Annotated in this window: 27 protein-coding genes and 1 other RNA gene; 20 read left to right on the top strand and 8 right to left on the bottom strand. The window is 61.8% G+C overall.

Features of this window, described 5'->3' with window-relative positions:
• Positions 1-104 precede the first annotated feature (104 nt).
• The 7 genes from R0382_RS16050 to R0382_RS16080 all read left to right on the top strand — a co-directional run bounded on the left by R0382_RS16050 (position 105) and on the right by R0382_RS16080 (position 8,646).
• On the top strand, positions 105-3,530 hold the full coding sequence (locus R0382_RS16050) for a proline dehydrogenase family protein (protein ID WP_432720873.1): 3,426 nt from the start codon (positions 105-107) through the stop codon (positions 3,528-3,530).
• Between the two features lie 322 nt (positions 3,531-3,852).
• Complete coding sequence (locus R0382_RS16055) at positions 3,853-4,782, top strand: branched-chain amino acid ABC transporter permease (protein WP_432720875.1); 930 nt, start codon at positions 3,853-3,855, stop codon at positions 4,780-4,782.
• A gap of 16 nt (positions 4,783-4,798) precedes the next feature.
• On the top strand, positions 4,799-5,893 hold the full coding sequence (locus tag R0382_RS16060) for an ABC transporter permease subunit (RefSeq protein WP_432720876.1): 1,095 nt from the start codon (positions 4,799-4,801) through the stop codon (positions 5,891-5,893).
• Positions 5,890-6,660 carry an ABC transporter ATP-binding protein gene (locus tag R0382_RS16065; RefSeq protein WP_432720877.1) on the top strand — a complete coding sequence of 257 codons (771 nt, stop codon included), beginning with the start codon at positions 5,890-5,892 and terminating at the stop codon, positions 6,658-6,660. The genes R0382_RS16060 and R0382_RS16065 overlap by 4 nt, the downstream gene beginning before the upstream one ends.
• Before the next feature lie 12 nt (positions 6,661-6,672).
• Entirely contained in the window at positions 6,673-7,386 is a 714-nt protein-coding gene (locus R0382_RS16070) for an ABC transporter ATP-binding protein (protein ID WP_432720878.1), read from the top strand.
• Between the two features lie 63 nt (positions 7,387-7,449).
• The gene (locus R0382_RS16075) at positions 7,450-8,205 is read left to right on the top strand and encodes a YdcF family protein (protein WP_432720879.1); all 756 of its coding nucleotides are present in this window, start codon (positions 7,450-7,452) and stop codon (positions 8,203-8,205) included.
• 72 nt (positions 8,206-8,277) lie between these two features.
• A complete protein-coding gene (locus R0382_RS16080) occupies positions 8,278-8,646 on the top strand; it encodes a hypothetical protein (protein WP_432720880.1) in 369 nt (122 codons plus the stop codon).
• A gap of 43 nt (positions 8,647-8,689) precedes the next feature.
• On the opposite strand, the gene R0382_RS16085 is transcribed toward R0382_RS16080, so the two are convergent.
• The 6 genes from R0382_RS16085 to R0382_RS16110 form a co-directional block, all read right to left on the bottom strand.
• Positions 8,690-9,463, bottom strand: a complete 774-nt coding sequence (locus tag R0382_RS16085; protein ID WP_432720882.1) for a peptidylprolyl isomerase — start codon at positions 9,461-9,463, stop codon at positions 8,690-8,692.
• Between the two features lie 53 nt (positions 9,464-9,516).
• On the bottom strand, positions 9,517-9,786 hold the full coding sequence (locus R0382_RS16090) for a BolA family protein (protein WP_432720883.1): 270 nt from the start codon (positions 9,784-9,786) through the stop codon (positions 9,517-9,519).
• A gap of 7 nt (positions 9,787-9,793) precedes the next feature.
• Positions 9,794-10,096, bottom strand: coding sequence for a YciI family protein (locus R0382_RS16095; RefSeq protein ID WP_432720884.1), 303 nt, complete (start codon positions 10,094-10,096; stop codon positions 9,794-9,796).
• 2 nt (positions 10,097-10,098) lie between these two features.
• Complete coding sequence (locus tag R0382_RS16100) at positions 10,099-10,653, bottom strand: septation protein A (protein WP_432720885.1); 555 nt, start codon at positions 10,651-10,653, stop codon at positions 10,099-10,101.
• A 299-nt stretch (positions 10,654-10,952) separates the two neighbouring features.
• Positions 10,953-11,050: signal recognition particle sRNA small type (gene ffs, locus R0382_RS16105), an RNA gene on the bottom strand.
• A gap of 13 nt (positions 11,051-11,063) precedes the next feature.
• Positions 11,064-12,083 carry an asparaginase gene (locus tag R0382_RS16110; RefSeq protein WP_432720886.1) on the bottom strand — a complete coding sequence of 340 codons (1,020 nt, stop codon included), beginning with the start codon at positions 12,081-12,083 and terminating at the stop codon, positions 11,064-11,066.
• A 63-nt stretch (positions 12,084-12,146) separates the two neighbouring features.
• Here R0382_RS16110 and smpB point away from each other — a divergent pair, with 63 nt between their 5' ends.
• Positions 12,147-12,593: an SsrA-binding protein SmpB gene (smpB, locus tag R0382_RS16115; RefSeq protein ID WP_432720887.1), complete on the top strand. Its 447-nt coding sequence runs from the start codon at positions 12,147-12,149 to the stop codon at positions 12,591-12,593.
• 53 nt (positions 12,594-12,646) lie between these two features.
• Here smpB and plsY read toward each other — a convergent pair whose 3' ends face one another.
• Positions 12,647-13,252 carry a glycerol-3-phosphate 1-O-acyltransferase PlsY gene (gene plsY / locus R0382_RS16120; protein ID WP_432720888.1) on the bottom strand — a complete coding sequence of 202 codons (606 nt, stop codon included), beginning with the start codon at positions 13,250-13,252 and terminating at the stop codon, positions 12,647-12,649.
• Positions 13,253-13,340: 88 nt separating this feature from the next.
• On the opposite strand from plsY, the gene R0382_RS16125 reads away from it, so the two are divergent.
• From R0382_RS16125 to R0382_RS16175, 11 genes are all read left to right on the top strand, one after another.
• Positions 13,341-13,697 (top strand): dihydroneopterin aldolase, encoded by a 357-nt coding sequence (locus tag R0382_RS16125; protein ID WP_432720889.1) that lies wholly within the window; start codon positions 13,341-13,343, stop codon positions 13,695-13,697.
• A 120-nt stretch (positions 13,698-13,817) separates the two neighbouring features.
• Complete coding sequence (locus R0382_RS16130; RefSeq protein WP_432720891.1) at positions 13,818-14,720, top strand: Tim44 domain-containing protein; 903 nt, start codon at positions 13,818-13,820, stop codon at positions 14,718-14,720.
• A gap of 91 nt (positions 14,721-14,811) precedes the next feature.
• Positions 14,812-15,162 carry a hypothetical protein gene (locus R0382_RS16135; protein WP_432720892.1) on the top strand — a complete coding sequence of 117 codons (351 nt, stop codon included), beginning with the start codon at positions 14,812-14,814 and terminating at the stop codon, positions 15,160-15,162.
• Positions 15,163-15,198: 36 nt separating this feature from the next.
• Positions 15,199-15,864, top strand: coding sequence for a Crp/Fnr family transcriptional regulator (locus R0382_RS16140; protein WP_203536355.1), 666 nt, complete (start codon positions 15,199-15,201; stop codon positions 15,862-15,864).
• A gap of 124 nt (positions 15,865-15,988) precedes the next feature.
• On the top strand, positions 15,989-16,954 hold the full coding sequence (locus R0382_RS16145) for an L-threonylcarbamoyladenylate synthase (protein WP_432720893.1): 966 nt from the start codon (positions 15,989-15,991) through the stop codon (positions 16,952-16,954).
• 124 nt (positions 16,955-17,078) lie between these two features.
• Complete coding sequence (locus R0382_RS16150; RefSeq protein WP_432720894.1) at positions 17,079-17,534, top strand: type IV pilin protein; 456 nt, start codon at positions 17,079-17,081, stop codon at positions 17,532-17,534.
• On the top strand, positions 17,535-18,074 hold the full coding sequence (locus tag R0382_RS16155; RefSeq protein WP_432720895.1) for a GspH/FimT family pseudopilin: 540 nt from the start codon (positions 17,535-17,537) through the stop codon (positions 18,072-18,074).
• Positions 18,068-18,769 (top strand): PilW family protein, encoded by a 702-nt coding sequence (locus tag R0382_RS16160; RefSeq protein WP_432720897.1) that lies wholly within the window; start codon positions 18,068-18,070, stop codon positions 18,767-18,769. Before R0382_RS16155 ends, R0382_RS16160 begins: the two co-directional genes overlap by 7 nt.
• A complete protein-coding gene (locus R0382_RS16165) occupies positions 18,766-20,097 on the top strand; it encodes a pilus assembly PilX family protein (RefSeq protein ID WP_432720898.1) in 1,332 nt (443 codons plus the stop codon). The genes R0382_RS16160 and R0382_RS16165 overlap by 4 nt, the downstream gene beginning before the upstream one ends.
• On the top strand, positions 20,097-20,789 hold the full coding sequence (locus R0382_RS16170; RefSeq protein WP_432720900.1) for a carbohydrate-binding protein: 693 nt from the start codon (positions 20,097-20,099) through the stop codon (positions 20,787-20,789). The genes R0382_RS16165 and R0382_RS16170 overlap by 1 nt, the downstream gene beginning before the upstream one ends.
• Positions 20,790-21,005: 216 nt before the next feature.
• Positions 21,006-23,270, top strand: coding sequence for an Orn/Lys/Arg decarboxylase N-terminal domain-containing protein (locus R0382_RS16175; protein WP_432720902.1), 2,265 nt, complete (start codon positions 21,006-21,008; stop codon positions 23,268-23,270).
• A gap of 60 nt (positions 23,271-23,330) precedes the next feature.
• Here the strand turns inward: R0382_RS16175 and R0382_RS16180 are convergent, their stop codons facing one another.
• Positions 23,331-23,636, bottom strand: coding sequence for a c-type cytochrome (locus R0382_RS16180; RefSeq protein WP_432720903.1), 306 nt, complete (start codon positions 23,634-23,636; stop codon positions 23,331-23,333).
• A gap of 148 nt (positions 23,637-23,784) precedes the next feature.
• Between R0382_RS16180 and egtB the strand changes: the two genes are divergently transcribed.
• Positions 23,785-24,996: an ergothioneine biosynthesis protein EgtB gene (gene egtB, locus R0382_RS16185; RefSeq protein ID WP_432720904.1), complete on the top strand. Its 1,212-nt coding sequence runs from the start codon at positions 23,785-23,787 to the stop codon at positions 24,994-24,996.
• Positions 24,997-25,001: the final 5 nt, after the last annotated feature.

Consider the following 25,001-nt stretch of genomic DNA (forward strand, 5'->3'; position numbering starts at 1 on the left):
TTTTTATTGGCGGCGGAGCAACACCCGCACCGATCCACCGAGCTTGCCGCCACGCAGCAGCACCGTGCTGGCTAAGCTGGAGCAAACACGCAAGCGGAACCGCCATGTCAGCCACCGGGCGTACCACGCCATTCGACCTCGCCCAGACCCACTTTGCCGACGAAACCCATCTGGTCCGCCGCTTGCTGCCCCTAGCGCGACTGTCTACCGACGAAAACACCCGTTTACAACGATACGCCCCACTGCTCTTCGAACAACTGCGCGAGCAGCATCGGCGCGGCAATGGCGTCGATGCACTGTTGTCCGGCTTTCCGCTCGACAGCCCCTCGGGGCAGGCTCTGCTGGCGCTGGCCGAGGCACTGCCACACGTGCGGGACGATGCCGCGGCCGACCGGATGATCGCCGACTTGCTGCATACCGTGGATTGGCAACAGGTGAGCGCCCATTCGGCGGTGGTTCGCCTGGCTCGCTGGACCTTGGCGCGCGCCCGCCACTGGAGCGAACACGACCGGACCGAACCGCTGGTGCGACTCGGATTGCGCAAGGCCTTCCGCGAACTGGGCCGCCACTTCGTCATGGCCGAGCAAATCGATGATGCACTGGCGCGGCGCAACCCGGCCATCACCTACTCGTTCGGCCTGCTCGGTGAAAGCGCACAAACACACGCCGACGCCGAACATTACGAAGCCGCCTGCCGGAACGCGCTGCTGGCGCTATCCAGCGATAACGCCACGAAGAAATCCGGGATTTCGCTTAAGTTGTCGGCACTGCACCCGCGCTACGAACCGCGTCAGGCCGACCGGGTGCACGACATGCTCTGGCCCAGGCTGCGTGCGCTGGTCCAACTTGCGCATCAGCACGACATCCCGGTCACGATCGACGCCGAGGAAAGCGAACGCCTGCTACTGGGATTGACGCTGTTCGAACGCCTGCTGGCCGAGCCGACACTGGCGAGCTGGGAGGGGCTGGGCATAGCGGTGCAGGCCTACCAGAAGCGGGCGCTCGCGCAAATCGACTGGCTGGTCGAGCATGCCCGCACCCATCGGCGGCGCATAGGCATCCGGCTCGTCAAAGGCGCTTACTGGGACAGCGAAATCCAGCAGGCACAGCGCGAAGGCTGGGCCGACTACCCGGTGTTTACGCGTCAATCGCACACGGACATCAGCTATCTGGCGTGTGCCCGCCGGCTACTCGACGCCGGCGACGTCATCCTGCCCGTGTTCGCCACCCACAACGTCGACACCGCGCTCGCCGTGCACGCGATCGCGGCTGGTCGGCGCTTCGAGTATCAATGTCTGTTCGGCCTGGGCGAGTCGCTGTACGGCCTGCTGCCCGGCCATGGCCTGCCGCCTTGCCAAATCTACGCGCCGGTGGGCGATGACAGGACGCGGCAACCCTATCTGATCCAGCGGCTGATCGAGAACAGCGCCCACCACGCCACGCTGCATCGCCAGTTGCACAGTGATGAACCCGATGCGATCCACTGCGAACCGATGGCCGACGCCCTCGCCCATCCCGGCGCCGCGCTGGCGCCTCCTCGCCATCGCGCCGACGGCGATATCGCCCCCGCCGGCATTTGCTGGAGCGATACGGCGGCGATTTCAACGCTGATACCAACGCTCGCCACGCCAGGCGGCTACACCGCCATGCCAACTCAGCAGGCGGCCGATGCAGGCCGGAGTGGCCGCGCGATTTTCGAAGCGGCACGGCCCGATATCGGCCTCGGCCACGCCATCGACGCCAGCAATGCCGATATCGACCTCGCACTGGCGCGCGCCAGCGCATACGCGCCAGTCTGGGCGGCAACCCCGCCAAGCCGGCGCGCCGACCATATCAAGTCCATGGCCGATGCGCTGGTCGAGCGTCGGCCGATCCTGCTGCATCTGCTGGTGCGGGAGGCCGGCAAGACACCGGTCGATGCGCTGGCCGAATGGCGCGAAGCCATTGCCCTCTGCCAGCGACACGTCCGCAAAGTATGCGAGGGCTGCAGCGACCCAACGCCACTCGGCCCCGTCGCGGTCCTCGGCGCCAGCGCATCACCACTGGCCGCCCTGGTCAGCCATACTGCGGCGGCATTGCTTGCAGGCAATCCGGTTGTCGTCAAACCCGCGACGGCAACGACGCTGATTGCAGCAGCACTTATCGACGCCGGCCATGCAAGCGGGCTTGATCCTGATGTATTGCAACTGCTACCCGGCGACGCCACCATCGGCGCCCGCCTCGTCGCCGACCCGCGGATTGGCGGCGTCGCACTGATCGGCTCGGCAGCCGCTGCGCATGCCGTCCAGCGCGGGCTGGCCCGCCACGATGCGTTGAAGCCGCTACTGACAGCCTCGGGTGGCCTCAATACGCTGATCGCGGACTCGTCGGTACGCCCCGAGCATCTGGTGCGCGACGTCATCACCAGCGCCTTCGCACATGCCGGCCAGCACGACACGGCATTGCGCCTGCTGTGCATCCCGCAAGCCGTCGCACACGATCTGCTCGCCCGCCTGCGTGCCGCCATGGCCGAGCTGCGGCTCGGTGATCCGGCCGTACACAGCACCGACGTTGGGCCGCAGGTGAATGCGAGCGCCGCCGAACAGGTGCAGGCGACCATGGCGGCACTGCATCGCGCCGGTTACCCGGGCCTGCAGTACGGTGTGATCGACGGCTTCGTGCCGCAAACACTCGTGGCCCCGACGCTGATCGAAATCGACCGCCCCGACGCATTGCCGGCAGGGTTGACGGGGCCCGTGCTTGCCGTGCTGCGTTACACGACCGACCAGTTGCCGGCCTTGCTGAGCAGCCTGGATACCTGCATGGGTAGTGGCTGCCTTGCCGTGTACAGCCGCAGCCCGCGTTTTATCGACATGGTCTGCGCGCGCATCTACACCGACGCGACCTACATCAACTGCCCGCCCACCGGCTCGGGTGCCTGGCAAGACAGCCTGAGCGATCAACTGACCCGGAGCGATCCGTGCGTTGATGGCGCGATTGCAGCGCACATCGGCCAGCTTGCGGAACAGCTACACAAGCTGGTGGCCCATGACTGCGAGCCTGCAGAGGCCGCCGTGCTGCACGCGCTGATCGACGACACCGCGGCTCGCTCGCCCATCGGCCGCCGCCGTGAACTCGGCGCACACGCTGGCGAACGGCAAACGCGCGGCTGCCGTCCGCTCGGCCTGATCGCGTGCCTCGGCCAAGACCTCGCTACGTTGCGGCAGCAATTGATCGTGACCTTGCTGACCGGCAATACGGCAGTGCTCGCTGCCGTCGACGCGCTCGCGCCCTGGCAGTCCGTACTGGCCGAGCACTGCCGGATGGCCCCCGATCCGCTCGCCCTGCCGATCGTCGCCTGCCTGTGCGCCACGGCGCCAACTGTTGCGTTCAAACACCACCTGGCGCAACGAAGCGACCCCCTCGTGCCGCTGATCATGCCCATCTCGCCTTGCCGCTATCCGCTCCACCGGCTTGTCAGCGAAACGGCAGTTTGGGAGCGCATCCCGTCCGGCAGCGGCAGCGCGGATTTGCTTGCCGCGACGAGGTAAAACCATCGTTTCAATCGAACGATCCTTTGGCGCCTGACGCGTACGTCAGCCAGCGTGGCCCATGATGCCAACCGTATTTGCTTCACCGCTCACAAGTAAGGGAAAGCAGCAAGTATTGAAGGCTTGACGCGCACATGTAAGTTTTCAACATCCACTGCTACGGTAATAATCACGTAGAACTGCACCGTTCCGCATCGCCGGCCACAAGCCGGAAACGGAAGGTGAACACCGAGTCCCACCGGATACGGCCGGGCATGGCCCAATGCCAAACCCGATCAGGCAACAACCCGAAAAGCTAAAAAAGCGCTACGAGGACACTACGGTGGACATATTCCTGCAACAAATCATCAATGGCCTGGTGGTCGGCAGCATTTATGCGCTGATCGCACTGGGCTACACCATGGTGTACGGCATCATGCAGCTGATCAATTTCGCCCACGGCGAAATCGTCATGATCGGCGCCATGGTCACGATCACCTGTATCAATCTGCTGCTCAGCGCCGGTGTCAATCTGCCCGGGCCGCTGCTACTGCTTGCAGGCCTGTTGATGGCCATTCCGATCTCGATGCTGCTCGGCTTCACCATCGAACGCGTGGCCTACCGGCCGTTGCGCCGCGCGCCACGGCTGGCACCGCTGATCACAGCGATCGGCGTATCGATCGTGCTGCAGCAGGTGGCCATGCTGATCTGGGGCCGCAATTACCGCCCCTTCCCGCAAATCCTGCCCACCACGGTGCACGACTTCTTCGGCGCAGCGGTCACCGACCTGCAGATCGCCATCGTCATCCTGTCGCTGGTGCTGATGGCCGGGTTGTTCTGGCTGATCGAGAAAACCCGTCTCGGCCGGGCGATGCGTGCCACCGCGCAAAATCCGGAAGTCGCCGGGCTGATGGGCGTGAACATCAATACGGTGATCTCGATGACCTTCATCATCGGCTCGTCGCTCGGCGCCGTTGCCGGCGTGATGGTTGCCGCCAACTATGACCAGGCGCATGCCTATATGGGCTTCATGATCGGCCTGAAGGCCTTCACCGCTGCAGTCCTGGGCGGCATCGGCAACATCGGTGGTGCCGTGGTCGGCGGCCTCTTGCTCGGCATCATCGAAAGCCTGGGCTCGGGCTATCTGGGTGACCTGACCGGCGGCTTCCTCGGCAGTCACTACAAGGACATCTTCGCCTTTGTCGTGCTGATCGGCGTCTTGGTCTTCCGTCCGTCCGGCCTGCTCGGCGAACGCGTCGCAGAACGTGCCTGATCCGCGGAGAGAGAACATGCAATCGAAAAAAAAGATCATTACCTTCGCCGCGCTGGCCGTCGTGCTGGCCATCTTGCCCTGGGCGATCACCGGCGGCTTCGAGAACGGCAAGTCGTGGCTGCGCGCCGTTGACTTCGCGCTGCTCTACATCATGCTCGCGCTCGGCCTCAACATCGTTGTCGGCTTCGCTGGCCTGCTCGACCTTGGCTATATCGCGTTCTACGCGGTCGGCGCCTATTCGTTCGCGCTACTGAACTCGCCCCACCTGGCACATGTGCTGCCCGCATGGCTGATGAACCCGCCGCTCTTGGTGATGCTGCTGATCGCCGCCTGCGTTGCCGGGATCTTCGGGGTGCTGCTCGGGACGCCAACCCTGAAACTGCGCGGTGACTATCTGGCCATCGTCACGCTCGGCTTCGGCGAAATCATCCGCATCTTCCTGAACAACCTCGACCGCCCGGTCAACATCACCAACGGCCCGCAAGGCATCAACAACATCAGCAAGGTGCAGATTGCCGGCTACGACCTCGGCCGGCCGATCGAATGGTTCGGGCTGCGCTTTGACACCGTGCATCTGTACTACTACCTGATTTTGGCGTTCTGCTGCCTGATCATATTCGTGAGCCTACGGCTGCAGCGTTCGCGCATCGGTCGCGCCTGGGTGGCCATCCGCGAGGATGAAATCGCCGCCAACGCGATGGGCATCAATACCCGCAACGTCAAACTGCTGGCCTTCGCGATGGGCGCCTCGTTCGGTGGTGTTTCCGGTGCGCTGTTTGCCAGCTTCCAGGGCTTTGTGTCGCCGGAATCGTTCGTGCTGATGGAGTCGATCATGGTGCTGTGCATGGTCGTGCTCGGCGGCATGGGGCACATCCCCGGCGTGATCCTCGGCGCGATCCTGGTATCGATTACGCCGGAAATCCTGCGCGACATCATCAACCCGCTGCAATCGGCGGTGTTCGGCGAACGCGTGTTCGACCCGGAAAACCTGCGCATGCTGATCTTCGGTCTGGCCATGATCACCATCATGTTGCTGCGCCCCGAAGGCCTGTGGCCGTCGAAACGCCGTGCCCGCGAATTTCACGAGCACGACGAGGAGGCCAAGGCATGAGCACCCCGCTGCTGAAAATCGATGGCATCCACAAACGCTTTGGCGGTCTGCACGCACTGAACGACGTTGCACTGTCGATCAATGCCGGTGAAATCTACGGCCTGATCGGCCCGAATGGCGCCGGCAAGACCACGCTGTTCAACGTCCTGACCGGTCTGTACCAGCCCGACGAAGGCAGCTTTACCTTCAACGGCCGCGACCTGTTCTGCCAGAAGCCGTATGTCGTGGTCGAATCGGGCATTGCGCGCACCTTCCAGAACATCCGGCTGTTTGCCAACATGACCGCACTCGAGAACGTCATGGTCGGTCAGCACGTGCGCACCAGCGCCGGCGTGTTCGGCGCGGTCTTCCGTGGCCCCAAGGCCAAGGCAGAGGAAGCCGCGATCGCCGCCCGCGCGCAAGAGCTGCTCGACTACGTCGGCATCGGCAAGCGCCGCGAAGAGCTGGCACGCAACCTCAGCTACGGCGACCAGCGCCGGCTCGAAATCGCCCGCGCACTGGCGACGAAACCGACGCTGCTGGCGCTGGACGAGCCCGCCGCCGGGATGAACCCGAAGGAAACCGATCAGCTCAAGGCATTGATGGAGAAGATCCGCACCGACGGCGTCACCATCTTGCTGATCGAACACGACGTGAAGCTGATGATGGGGTTGTGCGACCGCATCGCTGTGCTCGACTACGGCAAGAAGATTGCCGAAGGCATTCCAGAACAAGTGAAAAACGACCCGCGCGTGATCGAGGCCTACCTCGGCGTCGCGCCGGAATAACGGAGCCCATCCATGAACCCGCTCCTCGAAATCAAAGACCTGAAAGTCGCCTACGGCGGCATTCATGCCGTCAAGGGCATCGACCTCGGCATCAAGCAGGGCGAACTGGTCGCACTGATCGGCGCCAATGGCGCCGGCAAGAGCACCACACTGAAAACGCTGGTCGGCATGGTCAAGCCGGCCGGTGGCGAAATCCGCTTCGACGGCAAGCCGACCGCCAAACTCGCGCCGTACGACTACGTCGGCAAGGGCCTGGTGCTGGTCCCTGAAGGTCGCGGCATTTTCGGCCGGCTCACCGTCGAAGAAAACCTGCAGATGGGCGCCTATGTGCGCAACGACAAGATGGAGATCGCCAACGACATCGATCGCGTTTTCAGCCTGTTTCCGCGCCTGAAGGAGCGCCGCGCTCAGTTGGCCGGCACGCTCTCGGGCGGCGAACAGCAGATGGTCGCCATCGGCCGCGCGATGATGAGCCGGCCGAAACTATTGCTGCTCGACGAGCCGTCGATGGGGCTAGCGCCGATCATCGTGCAGAAAATCTTCGAAATCATCCGGATGATCGCCGCCGAAGGCGTCACGATGCTGCTGGTCGAGCAGAACGCCAAGCTGGCACTGCAGACCGCCGACCGCGGCTATGTGATGGAATCGGGCCGGATCACACTGGCCGACAGCGCGGCCAATCTGCTGGCCAACGAGAAAATCCAGCAGGCGTATCTGGGCGAGTAAACTCGCGACGGATTGCTACCCGCCACGGGCCGCTGCATGCGGCCCGTTTACTTGAGCCCGCCCATGCCCGCCGCCGCCTTCGTCGCCAAAGCCGCGATTTCCACCCTGCTGCTACCGCCCACCAACGGGCTCATCCTGATCCTGATTGGCCTGTGCTGCTTGCGCCGTCGCCCCTGGCTCGGCCGCAGTCTGGTCGGCGCCGGGCTGCTGTCGATTTACGCGCTGTCGACGCCGCTGGTTGCCAACGCACTGATGCGCACACTGGAACCGGCACCGGTTTCCGCAAAGGCGCTGGCTGAGTCGGACGCCATCGTCTGCCTGGGTGGCGGCAAGCGCTTCGGCGCCTACGATGAGCCCGGCGGCGAAGCGGTCAATAACGCCACCTTGGTGCGGCTGCGCTACTGCGCGCGTCTGGCCAGACAAAGCGGCCTGCCGGTACTGGTCTCGGGCGGCGCACCGGTTGGTGGCGTCCCGGAAGCCCGCTTGATGGCTGCGGCCTTGCACGACGATTTCGGCGTCACCGCGCGCTGGGTCGAAGCGGGCTCCGACGATACCGCCGACAACGCGAGGCTGAGCGCCCAGATGCTGCTCCCACAATATCGGCGCATTGCGCTCGTCAGTCAGGCCTGGCACTTGCCCCGCGCCGCGCAAGCCTATCGCACCGCAGGTTTCGACGTCAGGCCAGCCGGCACCGACTACGCCAATCGCGAACCGTTCAGCGTGCTGTCTTTGTTGCCCAAAGACCGGGCACTCTACGCCAGCAGCGTGGCGATGCGCGAACTCGTGGGGCTGCTTTGGTACAACATCAGGCGCGGCTGAACGGCAAGCACCGCATCTGCGCATACAATCCCGTTCAACCCTGAGCAACAGGGATAAGAAGAGGAGACGAAAATGATCAAATACCTACCCGCATTCGCCGTCCTGGCCTTGCTCGCCGGCTGCGAGCCGGCGCCGGTTGCGCCCGGCGGCGCCAGCGCACCGAGCGTCGCCGTGGCGCCCACGCCCACCCACACTGCCGACGACCGCGCGACCAATCCCTTGCTGAACGTCCCGCCCGACGTCTTCATGAGCGTGATCGGCGATTGCGGCAACAAGCTGTTCGGCAGCAAGCCGGAAGGCGGCGCGACCATCGATTGCCTCGCCGCGATCCGCACCGCGGCGAGCAAGGCCGGCCTTGGCGAACTCAGCGACATCCAGCTGGCCGATCCCTACATCAGCGAACGCTGGCGCAGCGAAATGGCCAAACAGTCGCAGCACTAACAAAAAACCCCGCCAAGGCGGGGTTTTTTGTTAGTGGCAAGGCTTACTGCACCTTGGCCTTCGAGACGAGGTCCTCGACATACTTCTGAACCTTCTGGCCTTGCATCTCGCGCTGCAGTTCCGGCTTCACTTCCTCGAAGCTCGGGCCCTTGGCATCGCGGGTCTCGTCCAGCTTGATGATGTGGTAGCCGAACTGGGTCTTCACCGGAGTCTGGGTGATCTGGCCCTTGGTCAGTTTGGTCATCGCGCCCGAGAATTCCGGCACGAAGCTGTTCGGATTCGCCCAACCCAGATCGCCGCCCTTCTCGGCGCTACCCTTGTCCAGCGAGTTCTTCTTCGCCAGATCGGCAAAGTTCGCGCCCTTCTTCAGCTGGGCAAGGATTGCATTGGCTTGCGCTTGATCCTTCACCAGAATGTGGCGAGCGTGGTATTCCTTGCCGCTGAAGTTGGCCTTGATCTTGTCGTACTCTTTCTTGAGTTCGGCATCGGAGATCGGGTTGGCCTTGACGTAGTCACGCACCAGCGCGCTGACCAGCACTTGTTGGCGCATCATGTCCAGCTGGGCTTGCACGTCGGCGTTCTTGTCGTAGCCCTTCTTCTGCGCTTCCTGATACAGCGCTTCATTGCGGATCAGGTCTTCCTTGATCTTTGCACGCAGTTCCGGCGAATCCTTCTGGCCACGCTCGGTTACTTGCTTGACGAAAAGATCCATGCGGCTGTCCGGAATGGCCACGCCGTTGACGGTGGCAACGTTGCCGGCAAAGGCGACGCTCATGGCCAGGCCGAGCGACAGTGCAATCAGTTTGGGTTGGCGCATCGAAAACATCCTTTGTGATGGTTCGTGATGGTGAAGGTGTGTATTGCTTTTATTCAAAGCTCATCCGGCGTCAGCGCTTTCAGGCTGAGCGCGTGGATACGGTGTGGCATCAAATCGCCGAGCAGCGCATAGACCTTGCGGTGGCGCGCCAGCGCGTTGAGCCCGACAAATGCTTCGGAAACGATCAGCACGTCGAAATGACCGCCACCCGCGGCGGCGCCAGCGTGGCCGGCATGCGCAGCGCTGTCGTCATGGACGTCGAGCGCCTCGGGTGCCAACACGGCCAAGCGGCCGCGAATCTCGTCTGCAAGCGTATTTGTCATGAATTCGTCAGGGTAACACGTGCTTGAAAGGCTTGACGACGACCGAGACGTAGACGCCGGCGGCGCGATACGGGTCGGCATCGGCCCAAGCCTGTGCCGTCTCGAGGGCGTCAAACTCGGCAACGATCAGACTGCCGGAAAAACCGGCAGGCCCCGGATCGACGGCGTCGATGGCCGGAAACGGCCCGGCCAGCATGAGGCGGCCGTCGTTTTTCAGTGCTTCAAGCCGGGCCAGATGGGCCGGGCGGGCGGCCAGACGATCGGCCAGACTATCGGCCTTGTCGGTAGCGATGATGGCGTACAGCGGCATGCTTATTCCTTGCCTTGTTCCGGAGCGGCTTCGTCAAGATAGCGACTCAACACCAGTCCTTGTCCGAGCACGAACAGCAAGGTCAGGCCCAGCGTGCCAAACAGTTTGAATTTGACCCAGATGTCTTCGCCGAAATGGAAGGCGACGAACAAATTCAATACGCCCATCGCGGCAAAAAACAGCGCCCAAGCCAAGTTGACCTTGTCCCATACCGGCTGCGGCAGCTGCAATTGCTGCCCCATCAGCTTTTGCATCAGGTTCTGATTGCGCAGCCATTTGGCACCCAGCAGCAAGACCGAGAACACCCAATACAGCGCCGTCGGTTTCCAGAAAATGAAGGTTTTGTCGTGCAGCAGCAGCGTCGCACCGCCGAGCACTGTCACGAGGCCAAAGCTGAGCCACAGGGTCGGCTCGACCTTGCGCCAGCGGATCCATGAATAGACCACCTGCCCGCCTGTCGTCACGATGGCGACCGCCGTAGCGAGAAACAGATCGTGGGTAATCGAGTAGGCGCCGAAAAACAGCAGGATCGGAAATAGATCGAAGAGAAACTTCATTGACTTGCCGTAACGTCGGAATGCGGCATTATGCAGCGGCGGCAGCGGCAAAAACAAGCCAAAATCTACCCCGCCGAGCCAGGAACTTCCTGCCGCCGGGCGAAAAAAAGCGCCGCTCGAAGGCGGCGCTCAAATACCACTGGAGATACACGAAGCATCAGCTTGCGAAACCCATGGTGCGCCACCGCCACGTTATGCGCTTTGATCGTGGTCAAATTTGCTTCCGGCGCACCGCGAAAGCGTGGAAATGAAAAAAGCCGGATTGCTGTTGCAGCAATCCGGCTTTTTCCTGAATCTGGGGTGGCGAGCCCGACCCCCGGCACTGGCATCAAAAGCTGTGGCTGCTTCCTTCCGGACCTGACCAAGTTCACCTTCTAGCCATGCGGGGAGACCCGCCATAGAAGGAAGGACTATACCACAACACCGTCGATCGGGGAATTGGCTTCGCCGTGTTCACCGCACCAGTTCTCGGCAAACGCCCTTGAGCGCGCCTCCGCGCCGCCCTCGCTTCGCAATACGGCATACAGCTTGGCCAACGCCGCCTCCGGCGTCATCTGCCCGCCATCGAGCATCATCGCCCTCCCCGACAACACACCCGCCGCGTACAGCCCCGGTCGGGCGCGGCCCGCTGGGCAAATGCTCAGATTGACCACCGGCACCTGCGTCGCCAGCTCGGCCAGCGCCGTCAACAAGCCGGCGTGATCCGGCAGATTGCCGCTACCGAAGCTTTGCAGCAGCAACGCATCCGGCGCCGACGCACGCAGCGCATCCGCCAGCCAGTCCACGGTAAACCCGGGCGCCAACTGGGCGTGCAATACCCGTGCTGCGGCATTGAACGGCACGAAGGCCACCCCCTTCTCTAGCGCCGGCAAAAATCGTGACGACGTCAGCTGCCAACGTCCGGCGACAAACTGCCCGAGCGGCGGCTCATTCGGCGCGGCAAACGCGTCGTCGCGATCGCAATCGAGCTTACGTACCCGGCTGCCCCGCCATAAACGGTTCGCCATCACGACACCGACCTCGGCGAACCCGCCGTGTTCGCTCAACAAGGCCAGCGCTGAGGCCACATTACCGGGAGCGTCGCTACCGGACTCGAACCACGGGCGCATCGCACCGGTCAACAGCACGGGTTTGTTCAGGCCGCGCAACAGCATCGACAATGCCGACGCGGTCCAGGCCAGCGTATCGGTACCGTGCAGCACCAGAAAACCGTCGTACCGATGGGCCCGCTCGGCAATGTCCGCCCCAATCCGGTTCCAGTGCGCCGGCCCCATCGCGCTGGAGTCGAGTAAAGGCGCGTATTCGATCAGTTCGGCATCGGGCAGCAGTTGCCGCAACCGTCCGGTCAATGCGCCGGGAACCGGCGCCAGCCCTGCCTTGCCGGGCTGCATACCGATAGTGCCGCCAGCGTAAATGACCAAGATAGACATGTAGACCTCGTCCGGGAGCCGGTGCTGTGGTTAAAATTGCGTTTTGCTTGCTACCAACCACCCATGACCATTGTCGACAACCGCAAGGCGTTTCACGATTACTTCATTGAAGAGCGCTACGAAGCCGGCCTCGTACTCGAAGGCTGGGAGGTCAAGTCGATCCGGGCTGGCCGCGTTCAACTGAAAGAATCATACGTCAGCTACATCAAGGGCGATTTCTGGCTGCTGGGCGCGCATATTTCGCCGCTCTCGACCGCGTCGACCCACGTCCTGCCGGACCCGACGCGCATTCGCAAATTGCTGCTCAAGGCCAGCGAGATCGAGAAACTGTCGATCAAGGTCGAACGCGCCGGCTACACCGTTGCCGCACTGAACATGCATTTCACCCGCGGGCGGATCAAGCTGGAAATCGGTCTTGCCAAGGGCAAGCAGCAGCATGACAAGCGCCAAACGGAGAAAGAGCGCGAATGGCTGCGAGAAAAACAGCGCATCCTGCGCGATCGCGGCTAAAAATCCAACGGCCCGCAATGCGGGCCGTTCTTCTATCTGCCGACACTTGCCGACTATTTCGCCTTGTCGCCGATCCGGCTTTCCTTGCCCGACAATAGGCCGCGAATGTTCTGATGGTGGCGCGCGATCAGCAGCACCGCAATCAAGCCAACCGCATACCAATACGCCTGCTGCGGCATCCACCACCAGGCAAGCAGCGGCGCAAGCACGGCAGCCAGCAAGGCGGCCAGCGACGAAATCTTGAATCCCTTGGCAATCACCAGCCAGACCACCATCACCACAAGACCGACCCGCCAGTCCAGCGCCAGCAGGATGCCCGCCGCGGTTGCCACACCCTTGCCGCCCTTGAAGCGGAAAAACACCGGCCACATGTGCCCCAGCGCCACGGCGACCGCCGCCAGCGCCACCGCGTTGTCGCCCAGCCCCAGCATCGGCGCAGCCAGTTGCGCCAGCCATACGGCCAGCCAGCCCTTGAGCGCATCGCCGGCCAGCGTCAGCGCCGCGGCTTTTTTGTTACCGCTGCGCAGTACATTGGTCGCCCCAGGATTGCCCGATCCGTAGCTACGCGGATCGGCCAGCCCCATCACACGGGAGACGATCACGGCGAACGACAGGGAGCCGATCAGATAGGCAGCAAGGGCAAGCATTAGCGAGGACACGGTCAAATCCACTACAATCGCGGGCTTGGCATTGTAAGTCATTGCGGGGCGAGCGCAGCAAATCGCGCATAAGTCACGCAACAGGAATATGGACACCATCTATCTACACGGCGTTCGCGCCCAAACCCTGATCGGCTGGTACGACTGGGAACGCACGGCACAACAGGATGTCGAGCTCGATCTCGACATCGCCCTGCCCTCAAACCGCGCCAGCGTCTCCGACGACCTCACCGACACGATCGATTACGATCTGGTCGTGCGCACGCTGCGCGACGAGCTGGCACAACAGCACTTCCTGCTGCTCGAAGCGCTCGCCGACTTCATCGCCCGCGTCCTGCTCGAACGATTCGGCACGCCGTGGGTGCGCGTTTCGGTCACCAAGCTCGGCATCCTGAAAGATGTCGCCCGCGTCGGCGTCACCATCGAGCGCGGTCACCGCAGTTAGGTGGGCTCATTATTTATTTGGCAAAAACGATCTACGGCATTGAACTTGTCGACCACCACCCCCACTAAGAGTGGCAATAGTTTACAAACTCTAGACCACAACCACATGGGATCCCGGTTCATGACAACTCGGCCGATGCGCCAGCACCTGCTGCTGGGCCTTCTCACGATTTCGCTTTTTGCCAGCCCGCTCGCCGAAGCCAAGCGCCTCGGCGGCGGTCGCTCCGCCGGCATGCAGCGCCAAAGCGCGCCGCAAAGCCCGGCCGCACCCGCACCACAGAAACAAGCCGCGCCTGCACCGATGCAGACCCCGGCGCAGCAGCCCGCCCGCAGCGGCGTTGGCACCGCACTGGCCGGCGCAGCAGTCGGCGCAGCTGGCGGCTACATGCTCGGCAAGGCAATGAATGCCTCCGGCACGGCCGAGTCGCAAGGCAGCAGCTTCCCCTGGGGCTGGATTCTGCTACTTGGCGGCCTGACCGTCGCCGGCGTGATGTTCATGCGCCGCCGCGCCCAAGCCGGCCGCACCGCCCCGGCAGGTTATGCGCCAGCAGCAGCGGGCAACGCCAACTGGCAGACCGAACCGGCCGCACAGTCTGACCGCGTCTTCCGGATGGGCGAAGGCATGAGCGCAGCACCGGTGACGCAAGCGATCACCCGCCTGCCCGACGGCACCGAAAGCGCAGCCTTCCTCCGCCAGGCGCGTGCGAGCTTCCTGCACATGCAGGCGCTGAACAGCCCTGAACAGCTGGAAGAACTGCGCAACTACCTGACCCCGGAAATGTTCGCGTCGCTGCAAGCCGAGATCGGCAGCAACCAGGACATCGCCGAATTCCCGGAACTGCAAGTCGAAATGGTCGACGCCGGTGAAAGCAACGGCCAGCTCGTTGCCAGCGCACGCTTCTTCGGCAAAGTCAGCGAGTCGCTGGGCGCGCCGGCCCTGCCGTTTGCCGAAGTCTGGCACTTCGTCAAACTCAAGCCCAACGATCCGCGCTGGGTGCTGGCAGGTATCCAGCAGGCCGGCTAAACAGCCAGGTGCGACGCCACGGGCAACTGCCGACGCGAAATGGATCGATTTGGCTTACAATTGAACCAAATCGATCCGACGTCCGTTGATAATGCCCATTTCGCTGCGTACTCCCCTCCTTTCGCTGCTGCTGATTCTTCCCCTCACGGCCTGTGACCAAGTCACAGGCCTTTTGAATAAGCAGCAGGAAAACGGCAAGGCAATTGGCGCCGCGTGCCGACATAGCGGCCGGGCACTGGAAGATTGCTACCACCGTAACGCCAGGGTCGCCAAAGCGGATATCTACGCAGGCTGGAAAGAGATGAACGAATACATGCTCGCCAAAAAAATGGATATCGTTCCGGCTCCCGCCGATTCGGCAGACCAACAGTCGACCGAGCACGCAAGCAGCGTCGCATCTGCACCGCACGATGGCGCAAATGCATCGAATACCAACAATTAAAGAGCCGACCCAACAGGGCTTTAAGGACATCTACCCATGGAACATTCGCTCAAAACCTTTTTGACGCAGTTGCCGATCTTCGAGCAGTTCTCCGACAGCGACCTCGAAATCGTTTTCAACGCCGCCGTCAAACGGCAACTCCCCAAGGGCACTTTCCTCTTCCGCGAAGGCGATCCCGGCGAAGCGATGTACGTGCTGGTCGAAGGTCGCACCCGCTCGTTCACCAGTGACAATCAGGGCAAGGAGTTCGTCTTTACTATCGGCGAGCCCGGCGACGTATTCGGCGAAATCTCGATGCTCGACGAAGAACCGCGCTCATGGTCGACGCAGACCGAGGAAGACTCGACCTTCCTGATGTTCACCAAGCAGGACTTCCGCACCGCAATCGACACCTATCCGCAGTTGAAGGACAAGCTGATCCTCAATCTGGCGCGCATGATCCGCCAGCTGTCGACGACGATGAAGAACCTCGCCCTGCTGGATGTCTACGGCCGGGTGCGCGCGCTGTTCGAGACGATGATCATCGAGATCGACGGCGTGACGATGATTTCCGAGCCGCTGACTCAACAGGCCATCGCCGACCGCGTCGGCTCGTCGCGTGAAATGATCGCGCGCATTCTCAAGGAACTGGTGTTCGGCGGCTACGTCCGCCTTGAGAACAAGCGGATCATCCTGCTGCAGAAGCTGCCAGAACGTTTCTGAACATCGGCACTCAGCATGCAGCACCCGAAAAAGCCGGCAAATGCCGGCTTTTTTGCATCCGCACGCACCGCAAGCCCCAGTGTGGCATCGGGGTATAATCGGCGTTTTATCGTCCGCTGCCGTCATGAACGAACTGGATCATGCTATCGCGCTACTGCGCCAAGGCGAGCTGGTCGCCATCCCGACCGAAACCGTTTACGGCCTCGCTGCCGATGCAGCCAACCCGGATGCCGTAGCGAAGATTTTCACGCTGAAAGGTCGCCCCAGCGACCACCCGCTGATCGTGCATATCGCCGGTGCGGCACAGCTCGACGACTGGGCCGTGGACATTCCCGCCGATGCACGCCGGCTGGCCGACGCGTTCTGGCCCGGCCCGCTGACGCTGATCCTCAAGCGCCAGCCGCATGTTCCAGATGCCGTCACCGGCGGCCAGGACACGGTCGGCCTGCGCGCGCCCGCCCACCCGCTGGCACACGCACTGCTCGAACAGTTCGGCGGCGGCCTTGCCGCACCGTCGGCCAACTGCTTCGGACACATCAGTCCAACCACGGCGCAGCACGTTCACGATGAATTCGGCGACGCCTGCCCGCTGGTGCTCGACGGCGGCGCCAGCCCGGTCGGCGTCGAATCGACGATTGTCAGTCTCGTCGACGACACGCCCAAACTGCTCCGCCCGGGCGGCATCCCTCGCGAAGACATCGAGGCCGTGCTCGGCCACAAGCTAGAGCACCACCAGAGCAACAAAACCGCCAAGATCCGCGCATCCGGCCTGCTCGATTCGCACTACGCACCCCGGACCCCCCTGATCCTCGGCGCGCTACCGCAGCTCATCGAAGAAGCTGGCCGACGACTCGCCAACGGCGAGCGCGTCCTGTTGCTGCACCGGACGGCCATTGACGCCCCCATCACCGGGATAGCCCAACAACGCCTCGCCGAGGACGCCCCGCACTTCGCGCGCGAACTTTACGCACTACTTCGCCACCACGACCGCCAGCACGACATCCTGCTGATGGAAGCCCCGCCGCAATCGCCCGAATGGCTGGCCGTCAACGATCGCCTGAAACGCGCCGCCACTCGCCACATTCTGTAAGCGAAACCGCCGGTCGTCAGCATTTACTTGACGCACTTCAGCCCTCACTCAAGTAACTATTGCCGTGTATTGACAGGACTCCTTATCATGCCCCCTTGCCCTCGAAGAAGGGCGGGGAGGCAGCATGAACAAGAATCCGGGTTTCACTCTTATTGAGCTGATGATCACCATCGCGATCATCGGCATCCTCGCGGCAATCGCCCTGCCAAACTATCAGGATTACGTAAGGAAAGGCCGGCGTAGCGATGCGCATGCCATGGTGCAGAAGATCGCTCAACAGGAAGAAAAGTGGCGCGCCAACAATCCTGCCTACAGCAAGCTTTTTTCAGACCTTGGCTTGAGCGCAACGGCAGGAACCGTTTCGCTGAATAGCGAAAACAGCTATTACAGCCTGTCCATCAAAGCAAACGACACCAACTGTTCGGGCGATCTTGCGGCCGCTACGGACAAGTCATCAGCCTATTGCATCAAAGCCGTAGCACAAGGGCGCCAATCGGCTGACACCGCGTGCAGCACGTTGTATTACAAGGTGCAGAACGGGAACACCAGTACAACACCATCGACGTGCTGGAGTCGTTGAATGGCGCCCCATTCGGCAGGTCGAGCACGCGGATTCACGCTGATTGAAATGCTTGTTGCAATCGCAATATTGTCCATCTTGCTTGCAATCGGCATTCCATCGTTTGTCGACCTCCTCAACCGGAAGCGGCTGGAAAACACCGCAAACGACTATTTGTCGCTAATCGCGTATGCAAAGTCCGAAGCCTTGAAACGAAACGCCGTGGTCTACCTGTTGGCCACTCGGACAAATGGCAGAACATGGTCCATTCGCGCCACGACCACCAGCCCCTGCACAAGCCTCGCGGCTTGTGATTTACGCACCATGGATGCGACTCAATACCGGAACGTTTTGATGGATAGCCTAAGTACCAACCTGGACGGCACAACCATCGACCCGATCAGACTACTTCCAGCATTTTCCTCGCTAGCCACAACAGCGCAAAGCGTGGTTTATGAGGTCGATCAGTACCAACTAAAAATCGAGATGTCGATCACGGGGCTAACTCGCCTGTGCGTTCCCACATCCAAACCCGTGTTTGGAGGGTACAAAACATGCTGATCTCGCCACGTCGCCAAACAGGTCTTTCTCTGGTCGAAATCCTGGTAACGCTCGCGATTGGCCTGATTTTGCTAGGTGCAGCTGCCTCGGTCGGCCTCAGCAGTCTCTCCAGTAGCAGGCAGGCTGTCCGAAGCATCACGCTGCAACAGGAGTTGCAGACAACAATGAGTATTTTGACGCGCGAGTTGCGTCGCGCCGGTTATAGCGCACTAGGCTCCGACGATGGAGCCGATGCAACGAAGCAATTCAGAAAAATATGGTTGTCCACGCCACTCACGAGCGGTGGCAACGACTTCACCTGTGCCGTCTTTCGCTACGACCGGCAAACCACTCCCTTGGGCGGCGTTGCCCCTAGCGGCGCAGGTACCATTACCAACGATGAAATTACTGGCATCCAGTTTGTCAATGCTGACTCAACCAATCCAGATCGCAGCAATCGCATCTTTTTGCTGATGTCCGCACCCAATATTGCAGTTACCAATTGCACGGGCAGCGGGTGGGAGGCGTTAAATACCGTCGATCAGTTCAAAGTGACTCAACTCACGATAACCCCGAGCTATGTCACTCCCTCCGGCAGCAGCGTGCAGCTCGTACAAAGCGTACAAATCAGTTTGACCGGCACCACGCCCGACAACTCGGAAAGCCGCACCCTGACTGAATTGATTCAGATCCGAAATTTACCGGTGAAACAATGAAAATCATGTCGACGTTTCAACCAATCCGACAACGAGGACTCGCAACGCTTGCGGTTACGCTGATTCTGGTTTTCATTGCCACGATTGCGGTTCTTTACGCCAGCAGAAACGCCTTCATTTTCCAGAAAAGCTCGAGCAACCAGTATCAATACCTGAAGTCATTTGAAGCCGCCGAAGCGGGGGCAAACGAACTGGCCGCCCAGGTTGAAGCCGATCTTGCATTGCTGAGCGACAGCAACACCAGCAATGACGGCAGCACCATCATTCTGCAAAAATCAACAGCTGCGAGCGGCTCCGGGAGCTGTTTTTCCAATCTTGGCCAACAGCCTTACGAATTCAAAGCTCCTTATGCGGCCAGCGGCAATACCAAGTTGTTTGCTGCGGATCGCTACTTTACCCAGCGCGTCGCCCTGCTCGACTCAACAGGGTTGAGCGACCCCAACCTCGCATATCGTGCACGCGCTTCGATCGAAGGCAGCAAAGTCAACATTTACAGTGAAGGCTGCGCCGACGAGAGCGTAGCCACCCCCACATCGAACAGCCCAGCTTGCGCTGACGGCAGCCAGCCCAAGGCCTTGATTCGTCGCTCGGCACAATTGACTGGAGGCATCACCTATGGCGGCAGCGCATTGACCACCAAGGATTATTTTGACATGCGCGGCTCGATTACGGTCGACAAGCCCAATCCGGCAGCCCCCGCGCCTGCTTGCGCCGTTCTGGTTGGCGACTCTTATACATTCGGTGGGACGCAAAGCTTAAGTGCCGGTAGCCTTGAGCAAAACACCGGTCTCAATGCACTCAGTGAAGCTGATTTTTTCTCGAAGATTTTCGGTGGCGAAACCAAAGCCTCACTCAAGGCCAAGGCGGATGCGGGGGCCACGGCGAGTCCACCGACCGCCATTGTCGTCACCGACGGCAGCTGTCCTTCTTCCGTTGCATCAACTGTCAAACTCGTTTGGTACGAAGGAAACCTAAGCAGCAACTGCACCATTGGAGGGGGAAAAACCGTGATTGTAAACGGCAACATCACAGCCTCGGTCACCGTCACCGGCTTTCTTTACGGTCAGAATGTATTGCTTAATGGTGCTGCCCAAGTTATCGGTGCCGCGGCATTTGGCGGTTATGTCGATGCAGCCGCACTGGGCACCTTATTGCCCACATATATTGGAACCAATGTCACCAATGGCAAAACCGATGGTGACAATCCATCCCTATCAACGACGCACGCCGCTCAAGGCGCATTGCACGTCACCTATGATCCAAGCGCCATTCACCCACCGACCGATATCACCGCCAATTCTGCGACCGGCTCCTGGATTGATTTCTAATGCCCAGACAAACACTGAACAAGCAAGGCGGATTCAGCCTGATTGAAGTACTGGTTGCCTCCGTCATCATTGGCGGGGCGGCCATTGTATTGGCACGATTCGACGGGAGCATGCTGAGAGGTACAACCGTCGCCGGTGAACGCAATGACGCGGTCACCATTGCCCAGACCCAACTCGAACAAGCACGCAAAACCATGCTGGCCGGCGCTAGTGTTGCCAATACGACCAGCACGCAAACCGGCAAAACCACCAACTACACGATAGCCGTGACAACGAGCTCAGGCTCGGGAGTCACTGCACGGCGTGTACAGGTCACAGTGACCTGGAACGACAGCCAAAACCAGGCCCAGAGCGTGGTGATGATGAGCAACGTCCCACTCAACACCTCGGCGGTTGTTGCTCCCCCCTCTCCAACTCCCGCACCTTCCGGCACACCATCAGGCGTACCGACCTCGACACCCACATCAACACCCACATCAACACCCACATCAACACCCACATCAACACCCACATCAACACCCACATCAACACCCACATCAACACCGACCCCGAACATTGCGCCCTGGAGTGCAAACGTCGCCTATAAAGCCGGGGACAAGGTGAGATATAACGGCACTGTCTACACCTGCAGACAGGCACACACCTCTCAAGCAGGCTGGGAACCGCCCAATGTGCCGAGCTTGTGGCAGTAAGCAAAAGTAGCGGCGCGATCGGGTATCAGGCATCACATTTCTCGTTTAAGATACCGCCCTTTCCGGGACGTCCAAGGCCGGCAACGACTGGGGTTCTACCTAACCCCACGATCGCCAGAGGTGCCGCGCCCCATTTACCTCAGCGCCTCAGGCCGGGTAAAACGCCTCGCCGTCCCCGTGCCGCCAGCGCAGCTTGTGCTTTATAAGGACACTCGCATGCGTTTTTACTTCCCCGTCGTCATCATCGACGAAGATTTCCGCTCCGAAAACACCAGCGGCTCCGGTATCCGTGAGCTGGCCGCGGCCATTGAGGCCGAGGGCGTGGATGTCATCGGCTATACCAGCTATGGCGATCTGACGTCGTTCGCGCAGCAGCAAAGCCGCGCGGCGGGCTTCATCCTGTCGATCGACGACGAGGAGTTCGGTGGCGGAACGCCACAGGAGACGCAGGACGCGCTCAACAGCCTGCGCACCTTCGTCGCCGAAATCCGCCGCCGCAACCCGGACATCCCGATTTATCTGTACGGTGAAACGCGCACCGCGCGCCACATCCCGAACGATGTGCTGCGCGAACTGCACGGCTTCATCCACATGCACGAGGACACGCCGGAATTCGTCGCGCGCCACATCATTCGCGAGACGAAAAGCTACCTCGACACGCTGGCGCCGCCGTTCTTCCGCGCGCTGGTCAACTACGCGCAAGACGGCTCGTACTCGTGGCACTGCCCGGGTCACTCGGGCGGCGTGGCCTTCCTCAAGAGCCCGGTCGGCCAGATGTTCCACCAGTTCTTCGGTGAGAACATGCTGCGCGCCGACGTCTGCAACGCCGTCGATGAACTCGGTCAGTTGCTCGATCACACCGGCCCGGTCGCGGCGTCCGAACGCAATGCCGCGCGCATTTTCAATGCCGATCACCTGTTTTTCGTCACCAATGGCACAAGCACGTCGAACAAAATCGTCTGGCACAGCACCGTGGCGCCGGGCGACATCGTCGTGGTCGACCGCAACTGCCACAAATCGATCCTGCACGCGATCATGATGACCGGCGCGGTGCCGATCTTCCTGACGCCGACGCGCAACCACTACGGCATCATCGGGCCGATTCCGCGCAGCGAATTCGAGCCGGAGAACATCCGCAAGAAGATGCTCGCCAACCCGTTCTGCCGCGAAAAGCTCGAAGCCAATCCGGATGTGAAGCCGCGCGTGCTGACGATCACCCAGTCGACCTACGACGGCGTGATGTACAACGTCGAGGAAATCAAGGGCCTCTTGGACGGCGAAATCGAGACGCTGCACTTCGATGAAGCCTGGCTGCCGCACGCGGCCTTCCACGATTTCTACGGCGATTACCACGCCATCGGCGAAGGCCGGGCGCGCTGCAAGGACTCGATGGTGTTCTCGACCCAGTCGACGCACAAGCTGCTCGCCGGCCTGAGCCAAGCCTCGCAGATCCTGGTGCAGGACGCCGAGGACAACAAGCTCGACCGCGACATTTTCAACGAGGCGTATCTGATGCATACGTCGACGTCGCCGCAGTACTCGATCATTGCCTCGTGCGACGTCGCCGCTGCGATGATGGAAGCGCCGGGCGGCACCGCGCTGGTCGAAGAATCGCTGTCCGAAGCACTGGAATTCCGCCGCGCGATGCGCAAGGTCGATGAGGAGTACGGCGCCGACTGGTGGTTCAAGGTCTGGGGGCCGGACGACCTGACCGACGAGGGCCTCGACCACCGCGATGCGTGGATGCTCAAGGCAGGCGAGGATTGGCACGGCTTCGGCGATATCGCCGAAGGCTTCAACATGCTCGACCCGATCAAGGCGACCATCCTCACACCGGGGCTGAACGTGCGCGGCGAGTTCGACGCCACCGGCATCCCGGCCGCCATCGTCAGCAAATACCTTGCCGAACACGGCGTGGTGATCGAGAAGACCGGCCTGTACTCGTTCTTCATCATGTTCACCATCGGCATCACCAAGGGCCGCTGGAACACGATGCTGACCGCGCTGCAGCAGTTCAAGGACGATTACGACAAGAACACGCCGCTGTGGCGCTGCCTGCCGGACTTCATCCAGCAGTATCCGCAGTACGAGCGCATCGGCCTGCACGAGCTGTGCCAGCAGATCCACGACATTTACAAGAAGCACGACGTCGCGCGGCTGACGACCGAGATGTATCTGTCAGACCTGACCCCGGCGATGAAGCCAGCCAAGGCGTTCAGCAAAATGGCGCATCGCGAGATCCAGCGCGTGCCGATCGATGAGCTGGAAGGTCGCATCACCGCAGTGATGTTCACCCCCTACCCGCCGGGTATTCCGCTGCTGGTGCCGGGCGAGGTGTTCAACAAGACCATCGTCGATTACGTACGCTTCGTCCGCGAATTCAACGCCCGCTTCCCGGGTTTCGACGCCTACATCCACGGTCTGGTGGTCGATGCCACTGGCGGCACCAAGCAGTATTACGTCGACTGCGTATCTGAATAAGCCGGCATCGTCGTCACGCCAGCAAAAAGCCGCCCTTCCGGGCGGCTTTTTCTTTGGCGCTTATTTCTGCGACAGAATCCACGTCGCCAGCTGTTGCGCCTCGGCATCGGTGACTGCAGCCGGTGGCATCGCCATCGGCCCCCATACACCCGAGCCGCCCTTGCGGATCTTCGTCGCCAGCTTCGCCGCCGCGCCCTTGTCGCCCCGATAGCGGTCGGCAACCTGCTTGAAGCCCGGGCCAACGATTTTCTGCGTCATGCTGTGGCAGGCCATGCAGCTCTTGCTGTTCGCCAGCGCTTGCGGCGTCACCGCCTCTGCAGCCCCCGAAGCCAGCACCAATGTCCCTACCCACAGCCAAATCCACATTTCACCGCTCCTGAAAAACACCACGTTATCAACAACACGCCCCGGCGCACGTGCGGCAGATCAAACCCGGCACAACCGTCCCGCGGAGATCGCTAGCAGCGTCCACAGGCCTGACCTATGTTGGGGTTCTCGCTCGCAGGAGTCGTGGATGAATGCACCTGTCACAACCGGTGACTGTAGCCCGCCCGCGACTGCCGCAGGCTGGCTCGCACGCTACCGGCAAATCCGCGCCCATACCGAGACACTCGCCGTCGCGCTGTCACCGGAAGACCAGACCGTACAATCGATGCCCGATGCCAGCCCGACCAAGTGGCACCGCGCCCACGTCAGTTGGTTCTTCGAGCAATTTCTGCTGGGCCAGTTCCTCTCCGATTACCGCTGTTTCGATCCGCGCTACGCCTTCCTGTTCAACTCGTATTACGTCTCGCTCGGCCCGCGCCATGAACGTCCGCAACGCGGACTACTCACCCGCCCCGCCGCACACGAGATCAGTGCATACCGCAATCATGTCGACGTCGCAGTTGCCACCTTACTGACGGCCGCGACACTCGAGCAGCTCGACGCACTGCTCCCGATTCTCGAGCTGGGCCTGCAACACGAGCAGCAGCATCAGGAGCTGATGCTCACCGACATCCTCCACGCCTTCTCGCACAATCCGCTGAACCCGGCTGCAGTACCGGACTGGGAGTGGCCGTCCCTCGCCACCAGCGCACTTACCGACGTCGCGCTCGCCGCCGGTACGTACCGGGTCGGCCATCCGGACGATGGCTTCTGTTTCGACAACGAAACGCCGCAACATACCACGTGGCTGCAGGACTACCGTGTCGCCACACAGCTGGTCACGCAAGCCGACTGGCTGGCGTTCATCGCCGACGGCGGCTACTCGACGCCAACGCTGTGGCTCTCGGACGGCTGGCCCCATGCGCAGCGCTGGCAGGCGCCGCTGTACTGGCAGCGGCGTGACGGCCAATGGCTCAGCCTGACCCTGGGCGGCCTGCGCGAGATCAACCCGGCGCAGCCGGTCTGCCACATCAGCTATTACGAAGCCGACGCCTTCGCCCGCTGGGCCGGCCGGCGCCTGCCGACCGAAGCCGAATGGGAAGTCGCCCAGGCCAGCGGCCAGCTCGCCAATGCGTTCGGGCACGTCTGGCAATGGACATCCAGCGCCTACGCCCCCTACCCGGGCTTTCGCCCGGCCACCGGCGCACTGGGCGAGTACAACGGCAAATTCATGGTCAACCAGCTGGTGCTGCGCGGCGGCTCGTGCGCCACACCCGCCGGCCATGCCCGGCCCAGCTACCGGAATTTCTTCTATCCGCACCAGCGCTGGCAATTCAGTGGCCTGCGGCTCGCCGACTGACCGAG

Source organism: Jeongeupia wiesaeckerbachi, from assembly GCF_050916355.1.
In the GTDB taxonomy this organism is placed as follows: Bacteria; Pseudomonadota; Gammaproteobacteria; order Burkholderiales; family Chitinibacteraceae; genus Jeongeupia; species Jeongeupia wiesaeckerbachi.